Here is a 13,034-nt window from a genome sequence, read left to right as displayed (position 1 = left end):
TTGAACGTGCTGCTGCACAGTCCCGGAGGGGCTCCGGGACTGGGTGCTCATGACGCCGGGACGGCGTGAATCAGGACGGCGGCGCGCCGCGATTGGCCAGGGTGTTGCTGTACTTGGCGATGCTCTCGTCGATCTTGTCGATGGCGATGCCCGCCGCTGTCGCCTCCAGGGCGCCGGCCGCCGCGGCGACCGCGGCCGCCGCCCCCACCAGCAGGTCGGTGGCCAGGGCACCCAAGGCGTCCTCGGCGGCTTTTTCGGGGTGGTTCTCGACGATGTTTTTCGTCATCTGCTCGAGCAATACCGCCTGGGCCGCCAGCGCCAGCTTGCTGACCCCGTCGAAATAGCCCGCCGCCGATTGCGCGACCAGGCCGGCGGCCTGGCTGATCATCATGTCCGGGGCGATGGCGATCTGCGCCGGGGCATAGCTGAAGGTCTGCGCGTTGGTGAACTCCACCGCCTCGACGATCTGGCTGTTCAGCGCATCGGTGCTGCCGGTCGGCGGCGCCGCGACCTGGACCATCATGTGCTCGTTCATGCGGTCCATCACCGTGCGCGGCGGCTTGGCGGGAGTGCTGGGTGGCGGGGAGGTGCCCCCTGTAGTGGAATCAGCAACCTGCGGCCCCGCAGCCGTAGGCTCAGCGGCTTCGGGAGTGCTCGGCTTGGGATTGCTCGGCTCGGTATCGCCTGGCTTGGGATTGGCCGCCTCAGGGTCGGTCGCCGGCGTGGCGTCAGTCTCCGGCTCGGCGGTGGCAGCAGGTTTTTTCTTGAACCAGAACATGAGGTCTCTCCCCAGGCGTCAAGGCTTCTCGCCGATCTGCATGATCAGCGACACAGCCTTGGAGATCACCGCGTTGGAGATCTGATTCAACGCCTGCTGGCTGTTGACCGCATTCTGCAGGGACAGCCCCGCCGAATGACTGGCCACCTGGTACAGCGAGGCAATGGCCTGGGCCGGCGCCTCGGCCACCACCTTGACGTTGGTTTGCGTTACCGCGTCGGTAATCTGGCTGTTGACCTCTGGCATACATCTCTCCTTGATGGAAGACGCCAGCGCAGGCGCGCTGGCGGTGAACTCGTCGGCGGTTTCAGGTGCTCATGAAACAAGAACGCCCGACATCCGCGGCTGTGAATGCAAAAGTGCTGTCAGCGCAGCGCCTCGCGCAGCAACTGCACGCGCTTGCGCGCCAGGGGCTGGGCGATGCCCAACTCGGCGGCGATCTGCGGGTACGGCAGTTCCTCGACAAAACGCATTTCAAACAACCGCCGCTGGAGCACTGGCAACTGCGCCACGCGACTGCCCAGTTGCGTCAGTCGCTCGAACTGCTCGACGTACTCGAGCACCGACAGGCAAGGCGCGGCGAGCAGGGCCTGGTGATCGTGCTCAAGGTCGACCGAATGATCGAACACCTGCCCTTCGCGCTTGCTGCGCCGCAGGCTGTCGAGAAAGACGTGGTCCAGCACCAGAAACAGAAAACCCTGCGGCTCTCGGATGCGTTCCGGGGAACGCCTGAAGAACAGCAGGGCTTTCACGGCCGTGTTGGACAGCCATTCCTGGGCCAATGCCAGGTTGCCCCTGGCTCGCCGGTTGGCCCGGCGCATCAGCTCGGGGTAGACCGCTCGCCAGCTTGCCTCGAACAACCGATCGACCGCCGCCACTTCACGAAAAGATCCCATCGCCAGCACTCCCTGTGCATTCCTTGATGAGCCGACAGTCTCTGATCGCGCAACAGGCGTTCGCTGTTACCTGGGGAACAGTTGAACAACTAATTCAGCGAGCAAGCCTTGCGCCGCAGATGCTCGACATCGTTGATCACCAGCCGGCCGCTCTGGCAACTGATCACCCCCGAACGCCGCCACAGCTGCAACTGGACATTCAGCTTGGGCCGGCTGGTGTTGAGCATCGCGGCCAGGATGCCCTGGTTGCGCGGCACCGCTGCACAGGTCAGCGGGGCCAGCTCGAAGTCATCGATACTGGCCAGCAGGAACCGCGCCAACCGCGACTCCAGGCGGTGCAGGCAAACCAGTTCGAGCAACTCGAGGACCTTCATCAGGCGCGTCATCAGCAGCATCAGGACCCGCTGCCAGAACAGCGGCTCGTCGTACAGCACCCGGAAATGTCGCCGCCCCAACAGCAGCACCCGGGTCGGGCCACAGGCGAAGGCCGAGGTTTCCCGGGCGTGGCCCTCGATCAGCGCCGACTCGCCCACCACCTGGCCGACGCCGGCGCTGCCGACAATCTGCTCGCGCCCGTCCGGGCCATGAATCACCGAATACACCTGCCCTTCGGCGACCAGCGCGATGAAATCCAGCGCCTCGCTCTTGAGATAGAGCACCTCCCGGTCACTCAGCGAGCGCTCCACGGAATGGGTGGCCACATAATGGATCAATGTGTCCGGCATCCCCCTGAACAGATCGGAGCGTGCCAGCAGAGTCTGACGCAACGAAAAATCGAGCATTACCGCGCCTTTTGAATGCATGCGTTCGCCTTGACTGGTAGGAAATCGCTGCGCCAGCACGCAGCGGTTAGAGCGCTTGAAGCCATAGAGCAAAGCAAACAAAGGGACGTACGACGGGAGGACTTGTGAATAGGGCGAAGGGGCTTTCGGGCATCGCGAAGGACAAGACAAACAACGAGGCGACGACCAATCATCACGCGAGAAAAAACCGCATGGACGCCCCAAGCCGACATGGGTATGATGTCGCCCGCACTGCACTCGTAGCTCAGCTGGATAGAGTACTGCCCTCCGAAGGCAGGGGTCGTGGGTTCGAATCCCGCCGAGTGCGCCAGCCAGAAACGCAAAAGCCCCAGGTCGCATGGCCTGGGGCTTTTTCGTTTGCATCCGTTGAGTCGATCGAAGAATCACCGAGGTGTGTGCCGACCCACGCCTCGCGGACAGGAGGTCCCGATGCTGCGCCATCCTTTGCTCAACCAGCCTTATCAGCCGGACCTGCGTTCCTGGATCGGCTGTTTCATCGGCTATGACATGCCCCCGGCACTGGATGCCGAGCTGAGCCGCTACGACCCCAACGACCCCGATGATCGCGAACACCTGATCCGCCATTACTGCCTGGCGCACTTCAACGACCGGGAGAATTTCCGTCACCGGCAGCGGTTGGTGGAGGTCCTGCAAGGGGCCCTGGACGATCCGGACTTCGACTTCGAGGAGGTTTGGGAACCCGTTGAAGACGACTACGACTACGATCAATGGCCCACCGGCTGGCCGGCGCAGATCGACGACAGCCGGGACTTCTTCCAGCGCCTGCTCCTGGCGGCCCGGCAGCTGTGGCACGACGACCTGATCCGCGCCCGATTGCCATCCCTGGCCGAATGCCGGGCGATCCCGGCGCGGGATCGCGGCTCCCGCGACTGGCTGTTCAGCGTCGACAATCCCCAAGCCTGGAAAGCCGTATGCGATGTGGCGGCCACGCCCTACGACCTGCACACCCCGGGCCCACAGTTCCAGGGCGAGCAACTGAGCCTGCAGTTGGCAGGCCCGATGCTGCGCCAGTCCCTGCCATCCACCTGGCCGGCCAGCCAGGCGCTGACCCACTGCCGCCTGGACCTGAAGATCCAGGGCATCAGCGAACTGCACGTCAGCGGCACGCGTTTCGACGGGCGTATGCGTACCCAGCTCACACGCTTGCAGCCTGGTTATTACCTGCGCCTGGACATCGGCTTCGACTGCGTCATCGAATGCGTGGCGCAGTCCGTCAGCATCGCCAACGTCCAGGGCTCACGAGAGGAAGAGCGGCATGAGCAGCAACTTTGAACGGGCCCTGGAGCGCCAGGAAATACCGCAGTTCTTTCGCGGCCAGGGTGAGTACCTGACCCGGGACGGCGATTGGGACGAGCACCTGTTCTGCATCAACTGGCCGGGGATATTCGCCTACCTGCGCGATAACGCCAACGGCGAACAGCAGTTGAGCGCCGGCTTCGAGCTCTATGTGCACAGCATCGAGGAAAGCTTCGAGGACTGCTTCGGCCTGCGGGAAAACCTGTTCGGCTACTACTCGACCCGGGCCCGCTGGGCGCCCGACAGCGCCGACCTGCTGGCGCAGCTGCCAGCCCCTTGCCGACGACGGATAGTCCAGCGCCTGAGCTGGTATCGCTGGCAGCTGGAAAACCACGCCCGGCTGCTGCCGGAGCGAGCCCGGCGCATGGCCGAGGACGGTGCCGCCACCGAGTTCATCGACCTGCCCGCTTCGCCTTACACTTGAATGCGCCTGCTGCCGGTTTAGGTATCTCCGCTCTTTTTTGCGATGATGCCTCTCCCCGATGCCGTTCGCGCACTCTGCCCATTACCGAGCAGATACCCGCCTTTTCTCGGCCAGACTCATGGAAGACCCCACACGATGAATATCTCGAACCTTTCCGCTAATACCGCGCCATCGCACCAGGCGCGTTATTACTACGGGCCCAACTACAAGAAAATGACCCTGGCGGGCCTGGTCTTCGGTGGGCTTTCGCTGTTCGCGGTGTTCGGCACACCCAGCGAGAACAACGGCGTGATCCGGCTGCTAGAGGCCCTGGGGCTCAATGGTCATCTGGTCATGCAACTGCTTGGCGTCGTGGGCGTGGCCATGACCGTCGCCGTCGCGGGCGCGCTGATCTTCCTGCGCGGTGCCGGCAATCGTTATGTGGTGCTGACGGACAAGAAGCTGGTGGCCCCGGTCAGCAACTTCAGTTCGAAGATCCGCGAGATTCGCCTGATCAATATCGCGGACGTCGAGCTGGTGGAGGTCTTCAACCAGCGTTTCATCCGCGTCCAGCACAGCGACGGCAAGATGGAGCTGGTGGAAAACATGTTCAAGAACCAGGAACTGTTCTACGACTGCTACAAGGCGATCGCCCTGGCCATCGAGGCCAAGGGCCAGAACGTGAAGCGCGCGCCCGCCCGCAAGTAAAGGCTCCGGGTTTCAGTCTGGCGTCTGCCGCTTCTGCGTCGACTCATCCTGATCCGCGGCAGGCTGGGCCTGCTGCGGGTCTTCATCTTCTTCCTCGGCCTCGAGCAGAAAGTCCTTGCGACTCTCCTTGATGGCCTGGCGGATATCCGCGCCCTTGGTCGGGCAATTCAGCAGTGCAGCGATACGGTCGATGCGTGGCGCCATGGCCAGCCTCTCACTTTCAGGAAACTGGCTCGATAGTGCGCGTTTTCCGGGTGCCAGGCCATTACTTGCGCGCGTTTTACCCTCAGGGTTTCTGCAAAGCCTCCAGTCGATCGGCAATCTCCTCGTCGGGGAAGCGCTGTTTCAAGGCAATGATGTACTGGTCGGCGATCTTGTCCTGGCCGGTCTGGCGCAGCCGCAACACCTCACGCAGGGCGTCGTCGAGAATCGACTCCGGCGCCTCGCGCTCGCCCTGCTCCTTGCCCGGAAACGACGCCAGGTGCCCCAGGGACTCATAAGGTTTACCGGCGAAAGCTTCGGTGTCCCGGGTCAGCGGCAGGCCCGCCACGGGGGCGGCGGGAGCGGGCGCCGACAAGGCGCCGCTGGCATGCGGTGTGGTAGCCAACTCGAAGTGGTCCGATGCATCCATGCGTGATTCGGCACGGGCCGACTCTGCGGAGGCTGCAGTGGATTCGGCCTGGCGGCGCGCCAGCTGGGGGGCCGCGGCCTTGGCCATGGGCGCCGGGGCGAGCACCTGGCGGGGCGCAGGCTCTGGAGTGCGCTGCAACACGCCCAGCAACAAGGTCACGCCAAACAGGCCGGCGAACGCCACTTGCCAGCGCGGCTGGCGGCACAGATCGAACCAGCGTTGCCACAGGGAAGGTTTAGGCGCCGGGGCTTCGCGGCGGGCCGTGGCCATGATCAGGGCGTCGAGGCTGGCCGGCGGTTCGCCGTGGCTGTGCTGGCGAATGTGCTCGAGCATGCGCTCTTCTTCGGTGGGCGGAAGCTGTCGGGCGTCAGTCATGTCAGTACCTCCTCGGCCAGGAGCCGACGCAGTTTTTTCAGCGCATAACGGAAACGGCTTTTCACCGTTTCCAGCGGCGTATCGGTAAGGCTGGCGATCTGCGGCAATTCCAGTTCGCCGTGGGCGCGCAACAGGAACACTTCGCGCTGGTCGGCGGGCAGGTCCTGCAAGGCGGCGTCGATGCGTTGCCGTTCACGGCTCAGGCTCAGGTGTTGCTCCGGGCCGCTGGTGTCATCGGCCAGCTCATGCAACTGCTCGTCGTAGCTGTCGTGCAGCGGGTTGCGGATGCCGTGCTTGCGCCAGTGGTCGATCAGGCGGTTGCGGGCGATCTGGTACAGCCAGGTGCGAAAACTGGCCCGGCCCTGTGGCGCGCTGCTGGTGCGGATCAGGCTGAGCCAGGTGTCCTGGTAGACCTCGTCGGCCAGCTCGGCCTTGTCGCACAGGCTCAGCAGAAACCGGTACAACCCCTGGCGATGGCGTTGGTAGAGGACCTCGAAGGCAGCGCTGTCACCCGCGCGATAACGCGCCAGCAGCGTTTCGTCGCTGCTGGCGGGTCCTGACCGGTTCACCGCAGGCATGGTCGTGCTGAACTCCTTCTGGTGGTGGGTCATGACGTTACTCACGGCGGCTCAAGGCCTCCCCGGAGCGTCTCGGTTGATCCGCCGGAGCGGCAGTCTGCAGGCTCTGCGCCAGTTCCACCAGTTGCACGAACTCGCCACGCAGGCCGAAACGGTCTTCGCCCTTGGCGCCGCGGGCCAGGGCGACGGTGTCCTTGAGGCCGAAGTCGCCGGTGTAGCGACCGTCCTTGAGCTGCTGGGCGAACGCCGCCACGGCTGCGGCAAATCTTAGATCATCGCTGGCCTGGGCGAGTTTGCCATGCTGCTGCGAAGCCAGGATCGGCCGCTCGATCAGCCGGCTGCTGCCGCCTTGCGGGGCCTGGTAGCGCACCCGCAGCATGGCCAGTTCGTCGCCCTTGCTGTTCGATTCCGACGACGCCTGGGCCTGGCCATAACGCAGCGGCTCCAGCCAGCCCTGCTCGCCCTTGGGCACGATTTCATACAGCGCGGTAACGGTATGCCCGGCGCCGATCTCGCCGGCATCGACCTTGTCGTTGTTGAAGTCCTCGCGTTTCAGCGCGCGGTTCTCGTAGCCCAGCAGGCGATATTCGCTGACCTGGGCCGGATTGAATTCCACCTGCAGCTTCACGTCCTTGGCCACCACCGCCAGGGTCGAGCCGAGCTGGTCCACCAGGACCTTGCGCGCCTCGCGCAGGTTGTCGATGTAGGCGTAGTTGCCATCGCCGGCGTCGGCCAGTTGCTCCATCAGGTGCTCGTTGTAGTTGTCCACGCCAAAGCCGAGGGTGGTCAGCGACACCCCGCTTTTACGCTGCTCGACGGCCATCTGCTTGAGGCGGTCGAAGTCGCTGATGCCAACGTTGAAGTCACCGTCGGTGGCCAGCAGGATGCGGTTGATGCCGTTCTTGATGAAACCCTGGCGGGCCATCTGGTACGCCAGCTGGATGCCCGAGGCGCCGGCGGTGGAACCGCCCGCCGTCAGTTGCTCGATGGCGTTGCGGATCTTCGCCTTGTCGCGCCCGGAAGTGGGCTCCAACACCACCCGCGATTCACCGGCATACACCACCAGCGACACCCGGTCCTGCTCGCGCAACTGGTCGACCAGCAGCTTGAGGGTGCTTTGCACCAGCGGCAGGCCCTCGCGGCGATCCATGGAGCCGGAGACGTCCACCAGGAACACCAGGTTGGCCGGCGCCAGCTCGGCAACGGCGCGATCCGAAGCCTTGATGCCGATGCGCAGCAGGCGGGTGTGGGGGTTCCAGGGCGACGGCGCGATCTCGGTGGTCACGCCAAACGGCGAGCCATCGCCGGGCAGGGCGTAATCGTAGGGGAAGTAATTGACCAGCTCCTCCAGGCGCACCGCGCCTTGCGGCGGCAGGCTGCCCTGGTTGAGCAGGCGCCGGACGTTGGCGTAGGCGCCGGTATCGACGTCGACGCTGAAGGTCGAGACCGGGGCCTGCGCCACGCTCTGGATCGGGTTGTCCGGCAGGTTCTGGTACTGCTCCCGCGGCTCGGCGCGATAGCCGGCGGACAGCGATTCGCGCGTCATCATCGAGGTGTGCAGGGGCGTCGGGGCGAGCGCCTTGGCGTTGTTGGATCCGGCCAGGATCACATCGGCGCGCTGGGCCTCGCTCGGCGAGGGCGCGGCGGCCTGGGGTGCGACCGCGTCCTCGACGGGCAAGGCTGCGCCCCGGGTATCCGGCGCGGACGGGCCGCAACCGGCCATGGCCAACAGCAACCCGGCGGCGCACCCTTGAACGGCGGGGCGAAGGTAGTACGGAGGAAGGAACATGGGGCTGACCTCGGGAGAAATTGATCCATTCCCCCCTTCAGACGAAGCCCCTGGGCGATTCGGGTTAAGCCCCGGAAATTTTTTTCTTAGCGCAGGTAGCGCCGCACCACGCTGCTGTTACGCAGCACGTGGCCGTTGATCTTCTCCAGCAGCTGGGCACGGGTCAGGCCGGCCGGCAAGGCGTCAGGCGCCAGCTCCAGGGCGTAGATCTGGATGATGTAGTGGTGCGCGCTGTCGCCCACCGGCGGGCACGGGCCGACGTAGGTGGTGGTGCCTTTGCTGTTGGTGCCGCCCAGCCCTTCCAGGGTGCCCTTGGCCCCCGCGCCCGCGGCGATCTGCCGGGTCGTGGCCTTGATCCCGTAATGCACCCAGTGATCGATACCCTGGCCTTTGGCGCCGTCCGGGTCGTGCATCACGATGGCGTAGCTGCGGGTGCCTTCGGGGCCGGCGGTCCAGGCCAGGGCCGGCGACAGGTTATGCCCGCCACAGCCCTTGGCATCGCTGGCGCTGGCCGGGGTGAACAGGCGGTTGTCCGAGACACCGGGCACGTTCAGGGTGAAACGCTCCTGGGCCTGGGCCTGGTCCGGCAACTGCAGGCACAGCAGGACGGCGCTGGCGGCCAGCCAGGTATTGAGAGAAGCAAAACGGGACATACGCGAGCACCTTCTGCGAATGGGTTCATCGGAGCCTGGAGACTCTAGCTGCGCGGCGAAGCGTCGCGCTTGGAGCTTGGAGCTTGGAGCTTGGAGCTTGGAGCTTGGAGCTTGGAGCTTGGAGCTTGGAGCTTGGAGGCTGATTGAGCTTGAGCCGCAGCCGCTTGTAAACGAAAAAACCCCGGTTTTTTTCAGCTCCGGGGCTTTTTTCGACGGCAACCGGGATTGTTACCCGGTCGCCCTGACCCTGCCACCTTCAATCAGCGGCTGAATCAGCGTTGCACGGCATCCGCCAGCAACGGCGCATGCGGCGCACGTTCGGCGTTGAGGCGCATGAAGCCGGTGGTGACAAGGCTGATGCCGCCCTCCTCGTCGTTGTGCACCGTCATGGTTCCGGGCTGGCGCATGCGCGCAAAGTTGGCGGCGCTGAGCTTGAAGCTTTCGCTCAGGCGCCGGTCGTCCACCGCCGGCGACGGCAGGCGGCGCCGGGCAAAGCTTTTGCTCTTGCGCTGCTGGTAACGCGCCCAGAGGATCAGCACGGCGGCATTGAGCAGGGCCACCCACAGGTAGATCTGCAAGGTGCCGAGCGCCTCGAGCACGCCGATTTCGATGCGCGGGCCGTCGTGGGTGTCGATCAGCGGCCACAGGCCGCGTACCAGCAGGTACACCAGGCCGATCCAGGCCAGCACGGTGAACGCCGCATCGACGAGCACCAGCACTGGGCGTTGACGGGTTCTGATGATCTTCATCAGCGAGCCTCCTCTTCATCATCTATGGGCTTGATGCCACGGTCGGGGCTGACCCAGCGCGCACGCTTCTGGTGTTGGCTGAACAGCACCTTGGGGAAACTGACAAGGGTGGTGAACAGGCTGACGAGCCAGAACACCAGGGGGTACCAGACCACCCAGAACATGGTCTTGCCCAAGCCCTTTTCATAGCGGCGATCGATCAGGATGCTGACCGCGAACTGCAGCAGGCAGACCATCGCCAGCACCAGCCCGGTGAAGGCCGGAGGCATCAGGCGGTCGACGGCGATGGCCTCGGGCATGACGATGAACTTGCCGACGCCCCAGAAGATCACCGACAGCAGGAAGGTGAAGGCCCAGCCGGTGGACAGGCAGTATTCGAACAACAGCGGCCACAGGTAACGGTGGCGCCATTGCCAGATCCCGCGGATGTTCTTGAACAGCACCTCGGCGCCGCCCTGGGCCCAGCGCAGGCGCTGCTTCCACAGGCCGTGCAGGGTTTCCGGCATGAGGATCCAGCACAGCGCCCGTGGCTCGTAGAAGATGCTCCAGTGATCGAGCTGCAGCTTCCAGCTGATGTCGATGTCTTCGGTGATCATGTCCGGGCTCCAGTAGCCGACCCGGTGCAGGGCCGAGCGGCGGAAGGCGACAATCACCCCGGAGACTGTGAAGATCCGCCCGAACACCCGCTGGGTGCGCTTGATCAGGCCGATGATCGAGGAGAACTCGCCCACCTGGACCCGGCCCACCAGGGTCGAGCGGGTGCGGATCCGCGGGTTGCCGGTCACCGCGCCCAGGCGCGCATTCTCCAGCAGCGGCGCCACCAGGTAGGCCGCGGTGTTCGGCGCCAGCAGCGCGTCACCGTCAATGCACACCAGGTATTCGCTGCGCGCCGCCACGGCACCCATGCGCAGGGCCACGGCCTTGCCCTGGTTTTGGGCCAGGTGCACCACCCGCAGCCGTGGATCCTCCAGCGCCAGGGCGTCCAGCACTTGCGCGGTGTTGTCCTTGGACCCGTCGTTGATCGCGATGACTTCGATGTTCGGGTAGTGCTGGGCCAGCGCCGCGTGGATGGTGTCCGCCGCGTTGTCGCCCTCGTTGTAGCAAGGGATCAGGATGCTGATCAGCGGCTCGCCCGCCAGCGCCGGCGGCAAGGTGTCGTCCTTCCAGGGCCAGTGGCGTTCCCAGTGCAGCCAGAAGTACAGGCCGCCGGCGATCCACAGGCCGGACATGAACAGCGGGTAGAAGAACACGAAGTCCATCAGGAACTGGCCGGTCACCAGGAAGATCAGGCCCAGCGGCACACCGAGGACAATCGCCAGAACGAGCAGGGCTAGCAGTCGATCCAACATGATTTAAGGATTCCACTTGGTGGAGAGCGCAGGACGGATGGTCTTCAAGTCCGGCGAGTTCTCGAGAAAGTTATCCGGGTAGTAGCCGAAACTGGTCGCGCCCTGGCGCTTGAGTCGGCCCATCCAGTCGGCCATCTGCGCGGCGTCGATATCGCTCGCCGGTTTTTGTGCCCAGTCCCGGGCCTGCAGTTCGAAGACGGTACGGTTGAGCGCGCCGGGGCGTGCCTTGACCGTGGCCACCAGTTGCTCCAGCCAGGCGCCGGAAGCCTTGCGCTGCTGGCCCTCCATCAACGGCATGGCCATCGGCGCGGTCCAGTCGTAGTTGGCGAGGAAGTCGTCGAGGTTCTGGGCGAACCAGGCTTCGCTCTGCGGGTTGAGCATCGGCTCGGCGAACAGGTTGCGCGCGGTCAGCACCTGCGGCCCGCGGATCGCCTTGACCTTGGCGGTCAGCTCATGGGTGAAGTCGATCAGGTAGCGGCTCTTGAAGCGGGTCCAGCGCTGCAGGGTCGCCGGATCGGCGCGCAAGGCGGCGATCAAGCCGGGCAGGCCGTTGGCGGCGTAGGTGCGCAGCGCTTCGGGGCTGGCGTCTTCGAAGTCGGAGAGCACCGCGTCGTCGTGGTAGAGGATGCCGTCCACCGAGGTCAGGCGCGCCACGTCCTCGTAGATCTCACCGATGATGCGCCGCACTTTCGGGTCGAACGGCGACAGGCGCCGGTACTGGTCCGGGTCGGCCGCGACCTGACCGGTTTCCGGGTCCCAGCGGGTCACGCGCGGCAGGCTCGGGTCGAGAGCGAAACTCAGCACCGGCATCCAGGCGAAGACCTTGACGTTGGCCCGGGTGCGCAGTTGCCAGGCGACCCGATCGAAGATGTCGGCGCGCACCGGCAGGTGGCGGTTGGCGAAGTACAGCGAGTGCACCAAGCCATCGCCCTTGGGGTCGGCGAAGGCTTGCAGGAACACGGTATTCACGCCCAGGTCGGCCATGCGCTGGACCAGCTTGCCGAGGTTGATTTCCTGCTGCTGCGGGTCCGGGTCGTAGACGTTGTCCAGGTCGACATGGGCCACGCGCATCGGGTTGCTGGCTTCGACGCCGACGATGCTGTTGGAGAAGTGGATGCCGTCCGGGTCCGAGGACACCAGGAACCGCGGGCTGCTCATCAGGTTGTCGAGGGCATCGAGGCCGTCGTCGAGGGTCAGGGCCATGTCGTAGCCCTGCTCGCCCACCACCCGCAGCGCGGTGCCGTCGGCGGCGCCGTAGGGCCAGACCCAGACGCGCGGGCTGTAGCCGGTGGCGGCGCGGATTTTTTTCGAGATCGCCGCCACGTCGCTGCGCAGGCGCGCCTCGAACTCGGCCTCGCTTTCATAGCGCCCGCTGCTGGCGTCATAACGCCGGGTGGCGGCGGCCGGTTGCAGGTTGCCCTGGGGGTTGGCCAGCACGCCTTTGTGGTTGGCGTCGGTGTGGGCGGCGATTTCCACCAGGCCGGAACGGGAGATCTCGCGGACCTGCTGCCAGGTCAGGAAGTCCGAGCGCTTGCGCGGGGTGCCGGCAAAGTCCACCGGCTGGTTCAGCGGGGTATCGACCCACGCCCCCACCGGCGCCAGCAGGGCATGCCAGTTGTAGCTGCGCAGCACCGGCAGCACGCGGGTGTAGAAGCTCGCATAACCGTCGTCGAAGCTCAGCAGCACGGCCTTGGCCGGCAGCTCGGGGCCGCCTTTGCGCGCCGCCATGATCTGGTCCACTGTGACCGGCTGGTAGCCGTTCTCGCGCAGCCAGGCCAGCTGTTCGATCAAGCGTTCGGTGCGCACGGCCACCACCGCCTGGTCGGGGTCGCGGTCTTCGACGTCGTGGTAGGCAATGCCCAGCACGTGGTTTTTCGGCCACGGGGTTTCGCTGGCGGGCACCGGGCGCTGCGCCGGCGGCAGGAAATCCGCGGCGGGCTGGGCGCAGGCGCTGAGAATCAGGGCTCCCAGCAGGAGGATGCAACGGGTCATCGGAGGCATCTTC

At 65.3% G+C, this 13,034-nt stretch carries 15 protein-coding genes and 1 tRNA gene; 4 read left to right on the top strand and 12 right to left on the bottom strand.

Annotated elements, in window-relative coordinates; all coding sequences use genetic code 11:
* Positions 1 to 70: 70 nt before the first annotated feature.
* The 4 genes from DK261_RS02710 to DK261_RS02695 all read right to left on the bottom strand — a co-directional run bounded on the left by DK261_RS02710 (position 71) and on the right by DK261_RS02695 (position 2,456).
* Entirely contained in the window at positions 71 to 778 is a 708-nt protein-coding gene (locus tag DK261_RS02710) for a hypothetical protein (RefSeq protein ID WP_110175264.1), read from the bottom strand.
* 18 nt (positions 779 to 796) lie between these two features.
* On the bottom strand, positions 797 to 1,024 hold the full coding sequence (locus DK261_RS02705; RefSeq protein ID WP_007930328.1) for a RebB family R body protein: 228 nt from the start codon (positions 1,022 to 1,024) through the stop codon (positions 797 to 799).
* A gap of 119 nt (positions 1,025 to 1,143) precedes the next feature.
* Positions 1,144 to 1,674 carry an RNA polymerase sigma factor gene (locus DK261_RS02700; protein WP_028681523.1) on the bottom strand — a complete coding sequence of 177 codons (531 nt, stop codon included), beginning with the start codon at positions 1,672 to 1,674 and terminating at the stop codon, positions 1,144 to 1,146.
* Between the two features lie 89 nt (positions 1,675 to 1,763).
* Complete coding sequence (locus tag DK261_RS02695; protein ID WP_016705018.1) at positions 1,764 to 2,456, bottom strand: Crp/Fnr family transcriptional regulator; 693 nt, start codon at positions 2,454 to 2,456, stop codon at positions 1,764 to 1,766.
* A 254-nt stretch (positions 2,457 to 2,710) separates the two neighbouring features.
* On the opposite strand from DK261_RS02695, the gene DK261_RS02690 reads away from it, so the two are divergent.
* From DK261_RS02690 to DK261_RS02675, 4 genes are all read left to right on the top strand, one after another.
* Positions 2,711 to 2,787, top strand: a tRNA-Arg gene (locus DK261_RS02690).
* 119 nt (positions 2,788 to 2,906) lie between these two features.
* Positions 2,907 to 3,770, top strand: a complete 864-nt coding sequence (locus DK261_RS02685; RefSeq protein ID WP_110175263.1) for a hypothetical protein — start codon at positions 2,907 to 2,909, stop codon at positions 3,768 to 3,770.
* A complete protein-coding gene (locus DK261_RS02680; protein WP_110175262.1) occupies positions 3,754 to 4,218 on the top strand; it encodes a hypothetical protein in 465 nt (154 codons plus the stop codon). Before DK261_RS02685 ends, DK261_RS02680 begins: the two co-directional genes overlap by 17 nt.
* Positions 4,219 to 4,353: 135 nt before the next feature.
* Positions 4,354 to 4,905, top strand: a complete 552-nt coding sequence (locus DK261_RS02675; RefSeq protein WP_009046373.1) for a hypothetical protein — start codon at positions 4,354 to 4,356, stop codon at positions 4,903 to 4,905.
* A gap of 12 nt (positions 4,906 to 4,917) precedes the next feature.
* Here the strand turns inward: DK261_RS02675 and DK261_RS02670 are convergent, their stop codons facing one another.
* The 8 genes from DK261_RS02670 to pgaB form a co-directional block, all read right to left on the bottom strand.
* Positions 4,918 to 5,109 carry a hypothetical protein gene (locus DK261_RS02670; protein WP_009046372.1) on the bottom strand — a complete coding sequence of 64 codons (192 nt, stop codon included), beginning with the start codon at positions 5,107 to 5,109 and terminating at the stop codon, positions 4,918 to 4,920.
* A gap of 82 nt (positions 5,110 to 5,191) precedes the next feature.
* Positions 5,192 to 5,911: a hypothetical protein gene (locus tag DK261_RS02665; RefSeq protein ID WP_028681519.1), complete on the bottom strand. Its 720-nt coding sequence runs from the start codon at positions 5,909 to 5,911 to the stop codon at positions 5,192 to 5,194.
* Positions 5,908 to 6,489, bottom strand: a complete 582-nt coding sequence (locus tag DK261_RS02660) for an RNA polymerase sigma factor (RefSeq protein WP_081363033.1) — start codon at positions 6,487 to 6,489, stop codon at positions 5,908 to 5,910. The genes DK261_RS02665 and DK261_RS02660 overlap by 4 nt, the downstream gene beginning before the upstream one ends.
* Before the next feature lie 37 nt (positions 6,490 to 6,526).
* A complete protein-coding gene (locus DK261_RS02655) occupies positions 6,527 to 8,278 on the bottom strand; it encodes a VWA domain-containing protein (protein ID WP_110175261.1) in 1,752 nt (583 codons plus the stop codon).
* An 86-nt stretch (positions 8,279 to 8,364) separates the two neighbouring features.
* Entirely contained in the window at positions 8,365 to 8,931 is a 567-nt protein-coding gene (locus DK261_RS02650; RefSeq protein ID WP_110175260.1) for a YbhB/YbcL family Raf kinase inhibitor-like protein, read from the bottom strand.
* A 272-nt stretch (positions 8,932 to 9,203) separates the two neighbouring features.
* The gene (gene pgaD, locus DK261_RS02640) at positions 9,204 to 9,680 is read right to left on the bottom strand and encodes a poly-beta-1,6-N-acetyl-D-glucosamine biosynthesis protein PgaD (protein ID WP_028681516.1); all 477 of its coding nucleotides are present in this window, start codon (positions 9,678 to 9,680) and stop codon (positions 9,204 to 9,206) included.
* Complete coding sequence (gene pgaC, locus DK261_RS02635; protein ID WP_009046366.1) at positions 9,680 to 11,029, bottom strand: poly-beta-1,6-N-acetyl-D-glucosamine synthase; 1,350 nt, start codon at positions 11,027 to 11,029, stop codon at positions 9,680 to 9,682. The genes pgaD and pgaC overlap by 1 nt, the downstream gene beginning before the upstream one ends.
* 3 nt (positions 11,030 to 11,032) lie before the next feature.
* Entirely contained in the window at positions 11,033 to 13,030 is a 1,998-nt protein-coding gene (pgaB, locus tag DK261_RS02630) for a poly-beta-1,6-N-acetyl-D-glucosamine N-deacetylase PgaB (RefSeq protein ID WP_110175258.1), read from the bottom strand.
* Positions 13,031 to 13,034 lie beyond the last annotated feature (4 nt).

Source organism: Pseudomonas sp. RW409, assembly GCF_003184125.1.
Classification (GTDB): Bacteria; Pseudomonadota; Gammaproteobacteria; order Pseudomonadales; family Pseudomonadaceae; genus Aquipseudomonas; species Aquipseudomonas chlororaphis_I.
Note: the sequence above shows the minus strand (reverse complement) of the source record. Positions and strands in the feature narration are given on the sequence as shown.